General features: G+C 45.0%; 12 protein-coding genes. 4 read left to right on the top strand and 8 right to left on the bottom strand.

All coding sequences use genetic code 11. The annotated features are described in order from the left end of the window. Positions 1-93: 93 nt before the first annotated feature. Positions 94-1,668, bottom strand: coding sequence for an outer membrane protein assembly factor BamB family protein (locus QUB14_RS03170; RefSeq protein WP_333215241.1), 1,575 nt, complete (start codon positions 1,666-1,668; stop codon positions 94-96). Between the two features lie 127 nt (positions 1,669-1,795). On the opposite strand from QUB14_RS03170, the gene QUB14_RS03165 reads away from it, so the two are divergent. Continuing rightward, positions 1,796-3,883 carry a thioredoxin domain-containing protein gene (locus tag QUB14_RS03165; protein ID WP_333215243.1) on the top strand — a complete coding sequence of 696 codons (2,088 nt, stop codon included), beginning with the start codon at positions 1,796-1,798 and terminating at the stop codon, positions 3,881-3,883. Between the two features lie 112 nt (positions 3,884-3,995). Here the strand turns inward: QUB14_RS03165 and QUB14_RS03160 are convergent, their stop codons facing one another. Further along, a complete protein-coding gene (locus tag QUB14_RS03160; protein WP_333215272.1) occupies positions 3,996-4,208 on the bottom strand; it encodes a helix-turn-helix transcriptional regulator in 213 nt (70 codons plus the stop codon). 40 nt (positions 4,209-4,248) lie between these two features. Between QUB14_RS03160 and QUB14_RS03155 the strand changes: the two genes are divergently transcribed. The 3 genes from QUB14_RS03155 to QUB14_RS03145 all read left to right on the top strand — a co-directional run bounded on the left by QUB14_RS03155 (position 4,249) and on the right by QUB14_RS03145 (position 8,377). Continuing rightward, the gene (locus QUB14_RS03155; protein WP_333297074.1) at positions 4,249-4,563 is read left to right on the top strand and encodes a hypothetical protein; all 315 of its coding nucleotides are present in this window, start codon (positions 4,249-4,251) and stop codon (positions 4,561-4,563) included. 455 nt (positions 4,564-5,018) lie between these two features. Next, positions 5,019-6,926, top strand: coding sequence for a 1-deoxy-D-xylulose-5-phosphate synthase (gene dxs, locus QUB14_RS03150; RefSeq protein WP_333215247.1), 1,908 nt, complete (start codon positions 5,019-5,021; stop codon positions 6,924-6,926). A gap of 230 nt (positions 6,927-7,156) precedes the next feature. Then, positions 7,157-8,377 (top strand): NAD(P)/FAD-dependent oxidoreductase, encoded by a 1,221-nt coding sequence (locus tag QUB14_RS03145; RefSeq protein ID WP_333215248.1) that lies wholly within the window; start codon positions 7,157-7,159, stop codon positions 8,375-8,377. A gap of 69 nt (positions 8,378-8,446) precedes the next feature. Here QUB14_RS03145 and QUB14_RS03140 read toward each other — a convergent pair whose 3' ends face one another. The 6 genes from QUB14_RS03140 to QUB14_RS03115 form a co-directional block, all read right to left on the bottom strand. Next, a complete protein-coding gene (locus QUB14_RS03140; protein WP_333215250.1) occupies positions 8,447-10,927 on the bottom strand; it encodes a sulfotransferase in 2,481 nt (826 codons plus the stop codon). 154 nt (positions 10,928-11,081) lie between these two features. Next, complete coding sequence (locus QUB14_RS03135; protein WP_333215252.1) at positions 11,082-13,151, bottom strand: Wzt carbohydrate-binding domain-containing protein; 2,070 nt, start codon at positions 13,149-13,151, stop codon at positions 11,082-11,084. Next, a complete protein-coding gene (locus tag QUB14_RS03130) occupies positions 13,152-13,943 on the bottom strand; it encodes an ABC transporter permease (protein WP_333215254.1) in 792 nt (263 codons plus the stop codon). After that, positions 13,940-14,095, bottom strand: coding sequence for a hypothetical protein (locus QUB14_RS03125; RefSeq protein WP_333215256.1), 156 nt, complete (start codon positions 14,093-14,095; stop codon positions 13,940-13,942). Before QUB14_RS03125 ends, QUB14_RS03130 begins: the two co-directional genes overlap by 4 nt. 102 nt (positions 14,096-14,197) lie before the next feature. Then, positions 14,198-15,553 carry a glycosyltransferase gene (locus QUB14_RS03120; protein WP_333215258.1) on the bottom strand — a complete coding sequence of 452 codons (1,356 nt, stop codon included), beginning with the start codon at positions 15,551-15,553 and terminating at the stop codon, positions 14,198-14,200. 164 nt (positions 15,554-15,717) lie between these two features. Next, positions 15,718-16,965 (bottom strand): glycosyltransferase, encoded by a 1,248-nt coding sequence (locus QUB14_RS03115; protein WP_333215260.1) that lies wholly within the window; start codon positions 16,963-16,965, stop codon positions 15,718-15,720. Positions 16,966-17,792 lie beyond the last annotated feature (827 nt).

Raw genomic sequence — 17,792 nt, 5'->3', positions numbered from 1 at the left:
AGTTAAACGGCAGGTAGTGGCCTTGGCGGATTTCAACATCTAGAAAATGAGGATGCGATCGCACTTCCGACAATCGCCAAGCCGGTAGGTAGTTCACCCCAAAGTATACATCCAGCCATCCCTCGCGCAAATCCTCACAATTCCGTCCCAAACTACAGGCGTCGCCTCAAATGACAAACCCGGCTTAAATCTCCCCGATTCTATTACTTTCAAACGGTAAAACTCGCCTTTAGCATTTCTCAAAGCATTCTGATCCCCCGACTTCGCTCGTTCCCAATTCAAATTGAACAAATAAACACCGTTGTAGCCCGCACTGATCAGTTTATTGCCATCTGTAAAAATCGGAGTCGAAATAGAAGAACCAATCGCTTTTTTAAATACTATTACCGGAGTATCGTAAGACTGGTTTCGCCAAGGTACAGCAATTTTTTGGCCTGTAATCATATCTTGGGAACCGATGTATAAATTGCCGTCGATCGCATTTGTGGCAAACAGCGCCGGAAACTCGCCTGAATTGTACTCGTCATTCAACGCCACCGAGCCAATTATCCCGCCTTCCCAGCTAGACAGTCGGCGATTTCCGGTAGGTAAAAACCATTCGACGCTGGCATTCGGTTCCTTGTTGGGATTCAGCTTCAGCACTCCACCGTTGCCCTGAATGTATTGTTTTTCAATGGCACAAAACAGTTTTCCCGATTTAGAGATTACAGCACTTCCATCCAAATCTGAACCAGTATAAAAATCCCAGACTATCTTTTTAGTTTCAATGCTAATACCGTAAATATGACCGGAACCAGCAGCTATAAATATTCTATCTTTGAGCCTTGATGGTGATGATTCCGCGACCAGGTTTCCCCTGTGCTTGCTGATATCTCCTGCTGCATAAAGCTGTACTTCCGACAAGATATTTGGCTGCTTGATTCCTTGTTTAATTTTGGCTTGGCTTGTGGAACTATCGAGAAAATAGCCGATCGCATTTTCCCCCGCATTGAACAAAACGCCACCGCCGAGGTCCAAAGCGCTGCTGTCGTTATCCCGGCTGTAGCTGGGCGTTTTCCTGATGTCCAATTTCCAAAGTTCCTTGCCAGTTCTAAAAGATATCGCCCTAAAACTCGGCACAACATTTTTGCCACCGCCACCCCTCCGGCTGCCTTGCAAAATCACAATTCTGTTTTCGGCGCTGGCTTTTTCATCGATATAAATCGTTGAGGAGCCTTTGATTATATCATCAAATTTATAGCGCCAAACTTCTTTATTAGTAGCAATATCTATTTTCCGCAAATTGTGGTCATAAGCACCTATAATTAAATAAGTTTTTCCCCCGTCTCTGGTAATTGTCGGCTGTCCCGTCCAACCCGCACCGCTCCAAACTACAGACCGCCTTCCCAGAAAAGTCCGTCCGCTGCCGAGTTGAAATTTGTCGATTAATTTCAAGCTTTTCGGAACACCTCGACCGTAGAAGCGGCGCTTGTCGTTACCTAAAAAGGTCGGGACTAATAATTCTATTTCTGGGTCTGCTTTCGCCAGAAAAATGTTAAGATTCGTTTCTAATAAAGCTTGATCCGAATCTTCAGTTTGGTACAGTTGGGAAACAGTAGGAGGAACTGCCGCGCTCAGCAAAAATTGTCCGAGCCGTTGATTGAAGGTTCTCCGAGATGATAAACTCATGTTAGATCGAGATACTCAGCCATAATATTAAAACATGATTATCGGCAACAACTCAACTAAAACATCTCACGCTACACTACGAGAGAAATAACAAGCTTACTGAATACGAGTTAAAGTATATTTGATTATGGTCAACCGTCTTGCTCAATCCCAAAGCCTTTACCTGCGGAAACACGCCGAAAATCCGATCGACTGGTGGCCCTGGTGCGACGAAGCCTTAGAAGCGGCCCGGAGCGAAAATAAACCGATTTTCCTGTCAATTGGCTACTCTAGCTGCCACTGGTGTACGGTGATGGAAGGAGAAGCATTTTCCGATCGCGCGATCGCCGAATACATGAATTCGCACTTTATACCCGTAAAAGTCGATCGCGAAGAACGCCCGGATATCGACAGCATTTATATGCAAACCTTGCAAATGATGACCGGTCAAGGCGGTTGGCCGCTCAACGTTTTTCTCACTCCCGACGAGCGAGTTCCCTTCTACGGAGGCACTTATTTCCCTGTAGAACCGCGCTACGGACGGCCTGGATTTTTAGAAGTTTTGCAAGCAATTCGCCGCTTCTACGACACAGAAAAAGGCAAAGTAGAATCCTTCAAAGCAGAGATTTTAGGCAACCTCCAACAGACGGCAGCGCTGTCAGGAGTAACGGCCGAATTAAATCGCGAAATCTTTCAAAAAGGCTTAGAAATCAACACCGGAATTGTTGCCGGCCACAACCCAGGTCCCAGTTTTCCGATGATACCTTATGCTGAGCTAGCACTGCGGGGAACGCGATTTAATTTTGAATCAAAATACGACAGCAAACAAGTCTGCACTCAGCGCGGATTAGACTTAGCATTGGGTGGCATTTACGACCACGTAGCAGGCGGATTTCACCGCTACACGGTTGATGCGACTTGGACTGTGCCACACTTTGAAAAAATGCTTTACGACAACGGTCAAATTGTTGAGTATTTAGCGAATTTGTGGAGTGCGGGAATACAAGAGCCTGCTTTTGAAACTGCGATCGCGGGGACAGTAGAATGGTTGAAGCGAGAAATGACTGCGCCAACAGGCTATTTTTATGCCGCACAGGATGCTGACAGCTTTAACACTTCTGAAGAACTTGAACCGGAAGAAGGAGCATTTTATGTTTGGACTTATGCCGAACTGGAACAACTGTTAACGGCTGAGGAATTAACGCAAATTAAAGCACAGTTTACTGTTAGTCGCAGCGGCAATTTTGAAGGTCAAAATGTATTGCAGCGCCGCCATCCTGGAAAACTGAGCGACACGGTAGAAACGGCTTTGGCTAAACTCTTTGCGGTTCGCTACGGTGGCAATCCCGAGACTGTAAAAACCTTTCCGCCAGCCCGCAACAATCAAGAAGCTAAAAACGACAGTTGGCCGGGTAGAATTCCCGCAGTTACGGACACGAAAATGATTGCTGCTTGGAATAGCTTAATGATTTCGGGTTTAGCCCGCGCTGCGGCGGTTTTTGGGAATTGGGAATATCTGGAATTAGCTGTGACAACTGCTAATTTTATTTTAGACAATCAGTGGACGGATGGTCGGTTTCAACGGTTGAATTATGACGGAAAATCTGCTGTAACCGCACAGTCGGAAGATTATGCTTTGTTTGTGAAAGCTTTGTTGGATTTGCATCAAGCGAGTTTGACTTTAGGAAACGGGGAAGAGGCAAAACAGTTGCCGAATTCTCAGTTTTGGTTGGAGAAAGCTGTGCAGGTGCAAGAAGAGTTTGATGAGTTTTTGTGGAGCGTGGAATTGGGAGGATATTACAATACTGCTAAGGATGCTAGCGGAGATTTGTTGGTGCGGGAACGCAGCTATATAGACAATGCAACTCCGGCGGCGAATGGAATTGCGCTCGCCTCTTTGGTTCGCCTCGCACTGCTGGGCCCGAATTTAGAATATCTCGATCGTGCCCAACAAGCTTTGCAAGCTTTCAGCAGTATTGTACAAGATGCTCCACAAGCTTGTCCGAGTCTACTTTCGGCGATCGATTGGTACCAGCATTCTACTTTGATTCGCACGACTCCCGATCGAATTTCGGGGTTGATTTCGCAGTATTATCCGACTGCTGTCTGTCAGATTGAGGCTAATTTGCCTGAAGGGGTTGTCGGGTTAGTTTGCGAGTGTTTAACTTGCAAAGAACCGGCGAAAACTCAAGAGCGGCTGTTGGAGGAAATTTTGCAAAGTCAAACGCGAGTTTAGCACCAATACTGTTTGCAAAAAAGCTCCTGTCTGGTTATCATTAGTCCTCATAGCGAAAGTCCTAGCTATGAGGACTTTTATGATTTTTTTCTCGCCGTCTGAAGTGAGTCCCTTAATCTTCCAAAATCTCAACTAAATCTTCCATCGTCACGTCTAAAGCGCGGGCTATTTTATACACAGCAGACAGATCAACTGTGTTCAAAGCATCCCGCCTCCCGTAGCTTTTTACTGTGTTGTAGTTAACTCCCGAGCGATCGGCAACTTCTTTGAACGTCCAACCTTTTTGCTCAGCTAGTTCTCGAATCCGCAGTCTAACGTAGCCCATATTTGGCTTGACATCGGTGCATATATACCCGACAATAGCTATGTACACTGAAAACGATCGCCCTCCTAGCCTCGAAAACTTAAGGGCGATCGCCTTTTCTACCACACCCCACGAACGTGGGGAAGGATTACCCTATGATACCAACATCAAAGCCCAAATTAAACTCTCATCCTTGGTGTATCGTGCGGTAATTGCCAAATATGCAGCGATTGGTTGTGGCAAGGTTCCACCGCCGAGGCGATGCACCAGGGATATATGCAAATTTTACGGCGGTTGTTGCCGGTGGCTCAACAGGCGATCGTTTTTGATACGACTGGGGCCGAGAAATTGGGAGATGCTCGAACATCTGAGATAGAGCGAATGCTGTAATCGATGGGAGCGAGATCCTTTTTTGTTTTAACTGGAAAACCGATAAATAGAAAAGAGCGATCGCTCTTTCCTGACAACAAGTAAGTAGGTCGCTCTCATTAAAAGTAAAACGTTCTTCTGTCAGATACCCCACTTCTTTAAGAAGTCTGGTATCTAAGTATTTTATTTTTTTAGGTGGCCTTTTTTAGCTTTAAATTATTAAGAATCTCCATGCAGCTAACACTTAGCGATTAGCAAATTACAATATAAGCAGTTTTTATATTGAGTCTGTAATATTTATTAACTATAATTACCAGGTCAGAAATAATAAAATTGTTACGCCTAACAGTTTTTCCCAAATAACAGCTAAACTATTCTAACGTTTGCGCGTCCCCAGCGTCGCAGGCTCAACCTATAGCTGTTAAGGATTCGTCCTGATTCACAGGAGCAAGATTTTAAAATATGCATCTCAGCCAACTGACTCACCCAAACCAATTACACGGCCTCTCGATTCATCAACTCGAACAAATTGCCCGACAAATTCGAGAAAAGCATTTAGAAACTGTAGCCGCTAGCGGCGGCCACCTCGGCCCAGGATTGGGTGTAGTCGAACTGACCTTAGCACTCTACCAAACACTCGACCTCGATCGCGACAAAGTTACCTGGGATGTCGGCCACCAAGCTTATCCTCACAAATTAATCACCGGCCGCTACAACCAATTCCACACCCTGCGCCAAAAAGACGGCGTTGCAGGCTATCTCAAGCGCTGCGAGAGCAAATTCGACCATTTTGGTGCCGGTCACGCTTCCACAAGTATTTCCGCAGCCTTAGGAATGGCGATGGCGCGCGACCTAAAGGGCGAAAACTTTAAAACTGTAGCAGTCATCGGCGACGGCGCCTTGACTGGCGGCATGGCACTCGAAGCGATCAACCACGCGGGGCATATGCCGAAAACCAATTTGTTAGTTGTGCTCAACGACAACGAGATGTCAATCTCGCCCAACGTCGGCGCAATTACCCGCTATTTGAACAAGATGCGACTCTCGCCGCCGGTGCAGTTTCTCAAAGATAACTTAGAGGAACAATTCAAACACATTCCCTTTGTCGGCGAAACTTTTACTCCAGAAATGGAACGCCTCAAAGAAGGGATGAAACGCTTGGCTGTCTCGAAAGTTGGAGCCGTAATTGAAGAATTGGGCTTTACTTACATGGGCCCGGTAGATGGACACAATTTGGAAGAGTTAATTACCACTTTCAAACAAGCTCATACTATTCAAGGGCCGGTGTTGGTTCACGTGGTGACGGTGAAGGGCAAAGGATATGCGATCGCCGAAAAAGACCAAGTAGGATATCACGCCCAAAATCCCTTTAACTTAGCCACCGGCAAAGGCATTCCCTCCACTAAACCCAAGCCTCCAGCTTACTCTAAAGTATTTGCCCACGCCCTAGTCAAGCTAGCAGAAGATAATCCCAAAATTGTCGGCATTACCGCTGCAATGGCAACCGGAACAGGTCTGGATAAACTGCATGAAAAACTGCCGAAACAGTACATTGATGTCGGGATTGCCGAACAGCACGCCGTGACTTTATCCGCTGGTTTAGCCTGCGAAGGAATGCGCCCGGTTGTGGCAATTTACTCGACCTTTGTGCAGCGGGGATATGACCAAATAATTCACGATGTTTGCATCCAAAACTTGCCAGTTTTCTTCTGTTTGGATCGCGCCGGCATTGTCGGTGCTGACGGCCCCACTCACCAAGGAATGTACGACATTTCTTTCTTGCGGTGTCTGCCAAATATGACAATTATGGCGCCAAAAGATGAGGCAGAATTGCAGCGGATGATAGTCACCGGAATCAACCACACCAGCGGCCCGATCACCATGCGTTATCCGCGCGGCAACGGTTACGGCGTGCCTTTGATGGAAGAAGGTTGGGAAGAATTGCCGATCGGCAAAGCCGAAATCCTCCGCAACGGCGACGATTTGCTGATATTGGGTTACGGTTCAATGGTTTATCCGGCAATGCAAACCGCCGAGATTCTGAGCGAGCACGGCATTGAAGCAACTGTGATCAATGCGCGTTTTGTCAAGCCTTTGGACACCGAATTAATCTTGCCTTTAGCACAGCGAATCGGCAAAGTTGTCACAATGGAAGAAGGCTGTTTGATGGGAGGCTTTGGTTCAGCAGTAGCCGAAGCTTTGTTGGACAATAATGTTGTTGTTCCAGTGATGCGGTTGGGTGTACCGGATACATTGGTAGATCATGCAACGCCTGAACAATCATTTGCCAGTTTGGGATTAAATCCGTCGCAAATGTGCGATCGCATCTTAGCAACCTTCAGCCGCAAACAATCACCCGTTAGCGTCTAATTAGCTAGAATGGTAGGGTGCGCCTAGCGCACCTTACCATTCGAGACTAATCCTAAGAAATACCCGATCTATGACAGTGTAATACAACGATCCCGCAAGTCCGATGGTGTCACATTCAGAACTCTACCTAAAATTGGACCGTTTGAAGCAATTTGAATCGTAGTGTCGTCATAACTACCATTGCGATATGTCTGCGGGTATTTTGACATTGGAAGCGAGTTAAAAGCAAAATGAATTTAAAAAGTTTTGACATAGTAATAGTAGGAGCCGGTCCAGCAGGCGGTCACTGCGCGAGAATCCTAGCCAAATCCGGTCACAAAGTCTTGCTGGCAGAGCAAAACGACAATTTTAATAAAAATGACTTTTCCAGCGCCGCCACGCCTCTAGAAACCCTCTCTAAATTCAATTTACCCGAATCCGTTATCGGCAGTTTTTGGCATAAACTTACTATTGAAACTAGCAAAGTCAGCCAAAGTTGGGAGTCTCCCGAAAGCTTGGGAGTTGTTCTCAACTTTGCTAAATTTAGAGCATTTTTGGCCAGCGAAGTTGAGGAATTTGGCGGTGAAGTTTGGCTGGGTTATCGCTACACCCGACATTCACAAGCCAAGGGCGAAACAACCGTAGAATTTAAACAGTTATCCAGCGGTCAACTTATCACAGTTAGCGCGAAAGTATTGGTGGATGCTACTGGCTTTGCTAGGGCGGTTATGTACGAAAAAGAGAAGGATAAGCCAGCTTTTTTGTCGGGAACCGGACTCGAATATTTAATTGAAGTAGAGCCAGAAGTTTACAATAAATACAGCGGTGATTTAATCTTCTTTTTGGGCGATAAATGGATGCCAAAGGGTTATTCCTGGATATTCCCAATGGAACAGAACAGGCTGAAAGTTGGTGCGGGGCGCATTTTTTTAGATCCGAAAACAGTGAGGCATTTGTCACCGCTGAAAAAATATATTGATTTACTGATTGATGAATATCTGAAGTCTAAAAATTATAAAATTATTGACAAACACGGTTCCACGCTGAAGTACAGCCCTGGTTTGAAGGATATTTATTGCAAGGATAATATAATTGCGATCGGCGATAGTGTCTCGACAGTAAATTTTTTGGGTGGCGAAGGAATTAGACACGGGATGGATGGTGCGGAAATCGCCGGGAAATATATTCAAAGGTATTGGGAGGGGAAAATCTCAGATTTTCGGGATTATGAGACGGAAATGCACCGCAAGTTTGATAAGAAATGGAATATTTCGGAAAGGTTGGCTGTGAGAAAATATATCGATGATGTTAATGATAAACTGACAGAGAAAATGATTTCTTATTTAAAGTATATGAAAACTGAAGATGTTATGGAGATTTTATTTTATTATAAATTTGAGAAAATTTCCCGAGGGTTAGGCGGTTATTTGCAGCGAAAAATCCAGGAATTGATTAATAAATTTCACTTGTAAGGTGCGTCCGTTGAGAGATTGTTAATTGAGGGAAAAATCTCGCTGATTGACGCACCTTACTAAGCTAAATTAAGCTAATTTTAAGGCATTTTCGGCGGTGACTTGAATGCGCGGCAGCGACAATAAAGAATCGTCAAAACTGCTAAAATTTAATTGATATGATACACCAAAAGTATATCCACTCGCTCCAATTAAATGCGCTACAATGGGATCGAAATCCCCGTAAGGATAGGCAAAGCATTTAACAGATTTCTCTAATCCCCGTTCCAAGATAGCACGGGATTTGACCGCCTCCCGCACAATTTCTGTCGGCGACAATGCAGTAAGAGGTTGATGAGTAGCAGACATAGAACCGAATTCAATCCCTGCATCCCGCAGTTGCAAAATTTCCGGCCATCCCATTAACGGCACTTCTTCAAATTCGGCTTTTTCCCAACTATTTGTCTTTCCTATTGACTCCGCTACCAGAAAAACAGTTGCTGTAAAATCAAAGCGTTTTAGCAGAGGCCAAGCATATTGGAAAAAGTCGAGATAGCCGCCGTCAAATGTCATCAATACAGCTTTTCCGGGTAAAGGAGTTTTAGCCTGTTTCGCGCTTCGCCAATTTTCCCAACTCGCACTGTAATAACCCAGATTTTTGAGATTGTGTAACTGTTGTTCAAAAATCTGGGGAGTAACTGCGTCTAAACCGTCAGGAGAAATGCGGCGGTAGGAGAGAATCGGGAGTTTTTGTGTAACGCTATGATTGTCAAAAACTTGAGGTTTCATCGAGTGAGAAACTTCCCGATAAGAAGATTTTGAGCAAATGATTTCCGGTGCGTAAAATACTTGCTTTGGAAACTCGTTTTCTGGGGGAATTTGCCTTGTCGGTTCCCCAACGTAAAATACTTGCTTTGGAAACTCGTTTTCTGGGGGAATTTGCCTTGTCGGTTCCCCAGCGATTGCCGCGGCTGACTCGATTTCCTGCAGCGCCGCCGCCGGGAGTGAGGCGCGACGGCTGACACTCGTCCCGATCGCACCCGATCGCCTGCCGAACATCACCGCATTTTGGGGATAAATGCCCCCAGCACCCGGTGCATTCCAGCAGTCGGGCAAATTAGATCTTTGTTGAGCACAAGAGGCTAAGCGCGATCTTAGCCATTGCTTGCCGTTGAGTGGTTTTCCCAGCAAAGCTTCTCGCACGGCGGCGACGCACAACTCAAAACCCATATTTCGAGTAATTGTCGATCGCAATTTTTGAGCTGAAACAAAATTATTTTCCACCGCAACAGTTACAATACCGACAGCCACGCCGCCTACTTTTACCAGCACGTCTATTTCAGAAAGCTCAACTTTTATATTAGCAAATCCCTCGCTAATTTCTAAGACTATCATTTTTTTTTCGATGGTAATTGTTGAGACTTCCTCAGCTATTTCAGGCTTGTAGAAATCCTCCAAATGCCAATGCGGACGCCCCCATAATTCTTGCATAAATAGCGTCCAGTCATGTTTAGGGTGCAATGGTTCCAGCAAAGTTTCCCACAATTTATTGCCTTTTTCGCAGCGATTGCGTTGAAAGAAGCGATCGAGAATTTGCCAAGCAAACTGGGCTGCCACCGCATCCGCCAAAACCGCAGCCGCAACCATGCAGTCGCAAATCGGCAATTCAATAATACCGAGTTTAATTCCTTCTAGTTTGATCGTACAGGACAGGCGATCGCATATTTGCGGAAGATCACAAATATCGGAAATTGGTTCGCTCACTTCCACCGTAACTTTCCCGGAAATGTCACCCTTGACGCCCTTAATCTTATCTAAAATATAGCGAATTTCATGGCTCTTAAAAATTTTATGATATTTGTGAACGTTATTACTTTTAACCTCTCTCTCAATTCCTTGATGCCAAGGCAGATTTAAACTTAAATTGACGGCTTTTTGTTTATAAAATACCAGCATTTTTTTATCATATGCAACGCCCATAAACTCACAGATTTCTTCTAATTTTTTTACTTTATTATCTACAATTTCTTCATATTTCACTAATATATGATTATAATTTTTAGCATATTTGTGACTAATTAAAATCGCCTCTTTCCAGCGAGTGATACAGTGGTTTAAATCCCAACCAGGTCCCCATAAATCATGAGAACTTCTAGTAGCCTCATGGAGAGAAGCTATGGTATCCATACTATTTCGCAAAATATGTATAAATTTAGCATCCGGCAACAAGCGCTGTATATCCTCAATAAAATATATGTGTTCCGGCGTTTTTTCCAACCAAATACTTTTGTTTTGTTCCGCCGCCAAACCATCCAAAACTTCGACAAACCACCTAACTTTAGTGCCTACAGTTTGACTATTATCAAAACCTTGCAAAAGTTCAGGGCGATTAATCTCATCCTTAAAAAAAGCTTCCATCCTACTAGGAAACTTTCGCACAAATTTTTTGTACAGCAAATAGTGAAAAAACTTAGATTCAGGAAAAGAAATAACTTCAGGATGAGCGGCTAATAAACTTTGAAGCATGGTTGTGCCACTTCTCGGAGAGCCTACTAAAAATATCCGTTTCATTTTTATACCTCATAAATGGTTTGTGAATGAGATTTTTTTGAGGGAAACACAGAGAACGCTAAGCCCACAGAGGAAGAGAATAAAGAGATCTAATTTATGTATGATTATAAATCATTTGTCAACCTCTATTTTTTAGCGCCACTCAAATATTTGCTTAAGTCCACTTAAAATTTTCTTTTAACAAATCCGAAAGTTCCTGATTGTAAGGTGTGAAATAATTGGTCAATTTTTGTTCGATTTCAGGCGGCATTTGGCTGTAGTGATCTACATGAGTGATTTCATAGTCTTTAATTGCACTCGCACTAATATCCAAGAAATTCAATACTTCCGAAAAGACTTTGCCGGTATTTTCGTAAAAATCTTCGGTTTTGAGAATTAGCAATTGTTCCCTCGGAAAATAGTCTAGCCAATTTTTGATTTGTTCTACATAAATTCCCCGCGACAAATAGGAATAATGCTGGTGATTAAAACTGTAATAATTTTCATCTGCTTTCATTTTTTCAATTTCACCTTTGAGCCTATCTGGTTCAGAAGCGATCGCCTTTTCAAAATCCAACTTTTCGCAGCCACTCGCCACTTCTAAATGATAGTGCATCCATGCTCGTTTTACCGGGTTTCGCAGCATCACAATCAGCTTAACATCCGGGAAACACTTGTAAACCCGCTCGGCGACCAAAGGATGATAAATATAATAAGCATTCATCTCCCACAGCAACACCTTTTCACCAGTTACACTGCGAGCCAACTGTTTGTTGTACCAATCAACACCACGCTCATAATTCAAATCAAAAAAGTGAATTTCGCGGGAACCTTCTTTAACTTGCAAGTGATTTGCCAGATAGCCGTAGAGAGATTCCGGGCCGCAGTTTTGAGCCCCAATAATTAAAAAATCAGGTTTTTGCTTAGGTTCCAACTGAGTCGAAATATTGAGGTAGCCGGGATTATTTTTATTCAAATCGTAAGTTGCAGTGGCTGGTTCCGGTAAATTCAGAAGCGGCATTTTGCCCTCAAATTCCCAGCGGTACGGCGGACAAAGAATCGTTTTTTGGTTTACAGTCGATCGCACGTACAGCGGATAAACCTGCCAATGATAATCATAGGCGTAAGCCAAAGTTTCCTCGTAAACCCCAACATTCACGTAATACTGACCGTTTCCTAAATCCAGTCTGTCTATTTGCAGCCGGATTTTGCCTTTCCCTTTCACCAGTGGCAGCAGTCTGCCCATTTGATTAGTATTAGTCTCAAAACAACTTTGACCATCATCCCTGCTGATTGTCACGGCAAAAATAGCAGCACAAATTTCATGGAACACCGAATAATTAATTTCAATGCTAATAGCGTCACCGCTATCTATTTCCGAATGCGGAAACACTTTGACATCTGTAATTTCTACTTCCAAAGAACCGAACCGATTCTGATTACCTAGCATTGGTGACTGGCTACTTGTAGCTTCCGCAGCACGCAGGGTACTGCGATTTTCTGTGGACGATCGCATTTCTGACAAATACTGACCGACTACCACTTCCGGTTCCCCATAAGCCACAATTTCACCTGATTTTAGCCACAAAGCCCGATCGCACATTTTCTGAATTTGCGACGCGGTGTGAGAAATCAAAACAATTGCACATCCTTGATTCTTAAACTCAGTGATCTTATTCAAACATTTAGTTTGAAAAGCAACATCACCAACCGACAAATGTTCATCAACTAACAGCACTTCTGGATCGGTATGCACCGCCACCGAAAAAGCCAGCCGCATTTTCATCCCCGTACTGTAAGTCCGCATCGGGCTGTCAATAAACTGTTTTAACTCTGCAAATTCCACAATATCGTCAAATCGGCGCGCCACTTCCCGGCGAGTCAAACCGGCCACCACAGCACCCACAAACACGTTTTCTCTGCCCGTTAGATCCGTGTGAAAACCCGCACCCAAATCCAACAAGCCGCCAATTCTGCCGTTAACTTTAATAGATCCTTCTTCAGCCCGGCCAATACCGCCGACCAGTTGCAGCAGCGTTGATTTTCCCGCGCCATTCTTGCCAAGAATTCCCAGCATTTCCCCAGGAGAAACACTAAAATTTATATTCCGCAGCGCCCAAAAACTCGCCTCCGGCTTCAGCTTCCGCCAACCAGACAAAGCTGCCTCCATAATCGTAGAAGGTTTCGCGGTAGAGTAGCGGTTAAAACGCTTACCCAAACCCTTGACAATAATTGCTTCACGCATTTACAACTCCTCCACAAAATTATCGCTTTGCCGTTTAAAAATTCCCACTCCGATGGGCAAAAGAGCCGCCACAGCCAAGCTCAAAATTAACAGAACCCGCCAATCCGGCGGCATACCTTGGAGCAGTATGGCGCGGTAAGCTTCAATCAGGGGCACCATTGGATTTAAGTAATAAAAAATCTTAAATTTTTCCGGGACGCTGCTGATGTCGTAGAAAATCGGAGTCAGGTAAAACAGCATCTGCAAAACTACTCCCAAAGTGTGCTGAGTGTCCCGAAAAGTGACATTTAAAGCGGCAAGGGGATAAGCAAAACTAACTGTCAGAAAAAACTGAATAATCATCAGCAGCGGCAACAAAAATAGCACTGCATTCAGATGAACGCCATCAATTGCCAGAAAGATAAGTAACACCGGCAATGCTAGGAAAAAGTGAATTAGCCCAGTCATCGTTATGACTACCGGCAAAATTGCCGGGGGAAAATTTGGCTGCCTGATTAGTGCCTTATTATTTGTAATTAATGCCGTTGATTTAAATAATGCCGTTTGAAACCAAGTCCAGATTAACAAGCCGCTGAAAGCAAAGGAAGAAAATTTTGGAATATTAAGCGGTACAACAGAGCGAAACAAAAAGGAAAATACAGCCAACTGTAACAGCGGACTGATTAAAGTCCAAGCAATCCCCAAGGTCGAGCGCTTGTAAAGTAATTTCATATCGCGATCTACCAACACCCGCAGCAAATCGAACCAATGAGCCATTTTGCGCCGATAAACCAGCGTTCCCGCATTTCTCACCGCACACCTCCGGCAACTATCTGAGGTTCTCGCTCGGATGCCTCCCAGGGCTGAATCTTAACCAAATTCTGGGTCTGCACCAGGGTCAGCTTGTCAGCAATTGGTTCTAAAAAATCAGCTTCAATCACTTTTATTGCCATAATAATTACCATTGTCAATTTCTCTTCCTTTTCACTCTCAATTACTATTTATTTAAAATAAATTAAAGGCTTAATTACACCTCTATTTTGGTTTTTTCCTATAATCTAATTATGTCAGTTATAGGAAGGATTTTTCAGTTGTTTTTTGTCCAATACTGTACATAACTCTAGATGTTGAAGTAGGGTGTTGTCAACTAAGCTAGGCTCAGAAAGACCGGCACTTTTGGGCATACCGTTAACCCCGATCGCCCGAGCCAGGGGTTCGGCAAAGTCAAGCGCCAGAATCGATCGCAAGTGAGCGCCCCGCAGCGGTTCCGCGCCCGCTTGGGGAAAAATGTGGCCTACTGTCAGTTGACCGTAATACAGGTAAACCCCAGCCGGCCGTTCCGCGTCTAGCAGACGTTCTGCCTCGAACAAACCTTGCTGCAAATCGATGTCAATTTCATGTGCGCCCAAATCGCCGCTCGCCGGGCCTCCTTGCAAAAAACTAGAAATTGCCGATCGACTTTTCAACTCATCGATGACACCCCTCAAATACCAATAACCGCGCAATTTTTCCCACAACCACCGCCAAGTTCCCCGCATCCGCAAGCTTTCGAGTAAATCAAGAGATTTCCTCAGTCCCACGGCCAGGCAATCCACAGCAGCCGGCCAGAAAAACGTGATCGCCACCAGAATTTTATCTACCACCGAGTAAGCAGTTTCGTAGCCTGCTAGCTGCAGTGTCTGTCTAAGTTCCGGGTGTCGGTGGCCGATCAAAACATCAGATCGCCCTTCCTGACGGGATCGGCGGAAATAGCGATCGAGATTGTTGGTTTCGTGTTCGTAATGATAGCCCACTGCATCCCCCGCTACAGCAAAAGGTACATCAGCTTTCAGCAAACGCACCCCAAACTCGTAATCTTCCCCGCCGCAGTTCCCGAAAGCCGAATCGAAGCCATCAAGACGAGCAAACAGTTCTGCATCCACAGAAAGGTTGCCACTGAGCAAATCTTTATAAGTAAATCGGTGATCCGGCTGGCTCATCTGATAAAACTTGTCTTCCCACCACGATCGCACTTGCACATCAAACAACCTAGTTGCCCCCTGCAACTTAGGCGGGTAAGGGCCCATGACAGCGCAGCCGGGACCCTCTCGGTGAGCGCGCGCGTGGCTTTCCACCAAAGGTGGCAGGGCTTCGATATCGTCGTCGACAAACAGCAGCAATTGCCCGGTAGCCGAAGCAGCGCCCGTATTGCGGGCCATTGAAGCGCTCCGGCAATTTACCTCGATCACGTGCAGTTTAAACGGAGCTTTGTACTCTTGTAGCATTGCCAAAGTATCGTCAATGCAGCTATCTGCGACTACAATAACTTCCATTAGGTCGATCAGATAAGTCTGCGAGTGCAAAGCATCAAGAGCTCGCCGCAGCGAAGAACATCGATTGTGGCTGGGAATAATTACGCTAACTGTAGGATTTTCTCTCTTCATCTTGAATTGGTAATTGATAATTGGAAGGTTGAAGTCATTAGTCAGTAGTTCCTAGTCCGAAGGAATAAGGAAGAAGAAAGAGGAAAAAAACAGCTATCAGTGTCTCCGTGACTTGCGTGTCGTGAATAAACATAATTGGTAATTGATAATTGGTAATTGGTAATTTAAAACACTCTTCCCTCGGACTTTTTCCCTGGGACTTCTTCCCTCGGACTACTGACTATTGACTTCTTTCCTTTAACTTCCTGCAACCACTTCCGAGAAGCAAAATAAGCCATCGGCCCACTCACACAGCCCCGCAGTTGAGCCAACAGCAAATCGCTCGGAATCGCATCCGGCTGCTTCCGCAAAGAAGCAAATAATTCAGGAATTTGCTTGGAATACAGCCATCCCAAAGCTAATCGCACCACCCCTAATTCGCGATTTTTCACCAAAGTCCGCGTCCAGAAAGCGTAGACTCCAACTCCGTAGCAGTACATAGTTTTGCGTAAGTCTTCCCAATCGCGTCGGTGGCGGTGCCAACTCAGGGCTCTGGGTTCGTACACAATGCAGTAGCCTGCGGTGAGAATCCGAGCATACAGTTCGTGATCTTCCCCGCATTTAGCCGGCGTCCCCACGCCCAAAGCTTCGTCAAACAATCCAATAAAGTCGATCAAACTTTTCCGCAAAGCCATACTCGCCGAAACCCCCACAGGAGCGACAACTAGCGGGTTGCAGTGCGCCCCGTCAAAAATTTGGCGATCAAAGCCCCGCCCGTGGGGGCTGTAGCGCTCGAACCATTCTTGCGCCTCGGTTTCCAGTTCCAAGGGCATCACCAGCCCCGTGACGCACATAACTCGCGGATCGCTAAAATTCCCCAAGAGCGATCGCAGCCAGTTCGGATCGGGGGCCGCATCGTCATCTGTAAACGCTACGAATTCGTGTTTAGCTTCGCGTAAAGCTCGGTTGCGGGCAGCGCTGGAACCCGGTACGTCTTCGCGCACATAGCGGACTTGTGGGTAATTTTTGACCAGTTCCTTGGTAGCGTCCGTGCCCGGACAATTGTCAATTACTAAGTATTCCTGACCGTCGTCTGGGAGCTGCATCAACGCTTCTAGACAGCGGCGCAAATCTTCCGGGCGATCGCGCGTGCAAACTGCTACTGTGGCGATCGGTATTGCCTGCAAGGGCCCGCGCTCGTCCCATTCTAGGGCATCGTAGATCCAATTTTTCCACAGGTTCTCCCCCGTAGCGTTCATCAGTGTTTCCCGCAATTGGGAGCCGTCGGCGCGACCTCCGACAAGCGACAATAGAGCTTGGCCGATCGGTTTTCTGTGCAGTCGAATTAAAACCAAGGCTTTGCTGTAACGCTCCTCAACCGTAATTTCGGGCGGGAGTTTGGACATTTCCAGGTCAAGAATAGCTGTTGCCATTTTAGATTTTAGATTGCGAAAAAATCATATAAACTCCGTATATTACCGGAGGTATTTTAGCGAAAATTGTTTTATGGGATAGCAAATTCTCAATGCCATACTTGCCTAGCCTCCATCGCGAATCCAGCATAAAGCCTTTTTTTTATTATTGCTTTTATTTATTTTTACTTTCTATTACCCGCTGATGTCAAGTTTTTTCCCAACAGAATATTTGTTGTCGAACACCTTAGCTCGTTGAGGCTGGTGTCAATTGCAGGTTTTATGGGCCGTCGCCACTCTCCCAAGTCTCGCCATTAATGCCACCTCTAAAAGCCAGCTTTTTTGAGAAAACCCGGTTTGTGCGAGCGCCCTCATTCCAGCTTTAATTGCGCTCGGGTACTATTCTCTAAAACATACCAAACAATTAAACACTCTCGCGATTAAAAGTTTCGCAATTAGTAATTATTCTCTAACAATCCCAACCCCCTTATTAGAATATAGAGATCGCCCCTTAAGAAATATTAAAAAAAAACTAAAGCGCTCGGTAAAACTGCGCCAAAACCAATACTTTCTATGTCTTATAGGGGTCGTTTGAGCTAAAAAATTCTCCTATAAAAAACACTTTAGGAGTTAAAAAATAGACCTACATTAGCTATATTTTACCTACTTATTTAACCGACCTACATGAGTTAATAGAGGTCAATCCATACCACGTAAATTTAAGCACTATTAACTTAAAATCTTTACTAAAGGCTATAAGTACCGAGAGTCATACCAATTTTACATGAAGTTGCATAGAATAAAGATACTGTTTAGAGGTGATGAGTTATGGCACGTCAACTGATTGT

Origin of the sequence: Microcoleus sp. B3-D2, assembly GCF_036705345.1 — a bacterium.
In the GTDB taxonomy this organism is placed as follows: Bacteria; Cyanobacteriota; Cyanobacteriia; order Cyanobacteriales; family Microcoleaceae; genus Microcoleus.
Note: the sequence above shows the minus strand (reverse complement) of the source record. Positions and strands in the feature narration are given on the sequence as shown.

Coding starts and splice junctions, on each gene's coding strand:
- QUB14_RS03135 (WP_333215252.1), bottom strand. CDS start 13,151: ATGCGTGAAGCAATTATTGTCAAGGGTTTGGGTAAGCGTTTTAACCGC.
- QUB14_RS03155 (WP_333297074.1), top strand. CDS start 4,249: ATGTACACTGAAAACGATCGCCCTCCTAGCCTCGAAAACTTAAGGGCG.
- QUB14_RS03115 (WP_333215260.1), bottom strand. CDS start 16,965: ATGGCAACAGCTATTCTTGACCTGGAAATGTCCAAACTCCCGCCCGAA.
- QUB14_RS03120 (WP_333215258.1), bottom strand. CDS start 15,553: ATGAAGAGAGAAAATCCTACAGTTAGCGTAATTATTCCCAGCCACAAT.
- QUB14_RS03165 (WP_333215243.1), top strand. CDS start 1,796: ATGGTCAACCGTCTTGCTCAATCCCAAAGCCTTTACCTGCGGAAACAC.
- QUB14_RS03160 (WP_333215272.1), bottom strand. CDS start 4,208: ATGGGCTACGTTAGACTGCGGATTCGAGAACTAGCTGAGCAAAAAGGT.
- QUB14_RS03170 (WP_333215241.1), bottom strand. CDS start 1,668: ATGAGTTTATCATCTCGGAGAACCTTCAATCAACGGCTCGGACAATTT.
- QUB14_RS03145 (WP_333215248.1), top strand. CDS start 7,157: ATGAATTTAAAAAGTTTTGACATAGTAATAGTAGGAGCCGGTCCAGCA.
- QUB14_RS03125 (WP_333215256.1), bottom strand. CDS start 14,095: ATGGTAATTATTATGGCAATAAAAGTGATTGAAGCTGATTTTTTAGAA.
- dxs (WP_333215247.1), top strand. CDS start 5,019: ATGCATCTCAGCCAACTGACTCACCCAAACCAATTACACGGCCTCTCG.
- QUB14_RS03140 (WP_333215250.1), bottom strand. CDS start 10,927: ATGAAACGGATATTTTTAGTAGGCTCTCCGAGAAGTGGCACAACCATG.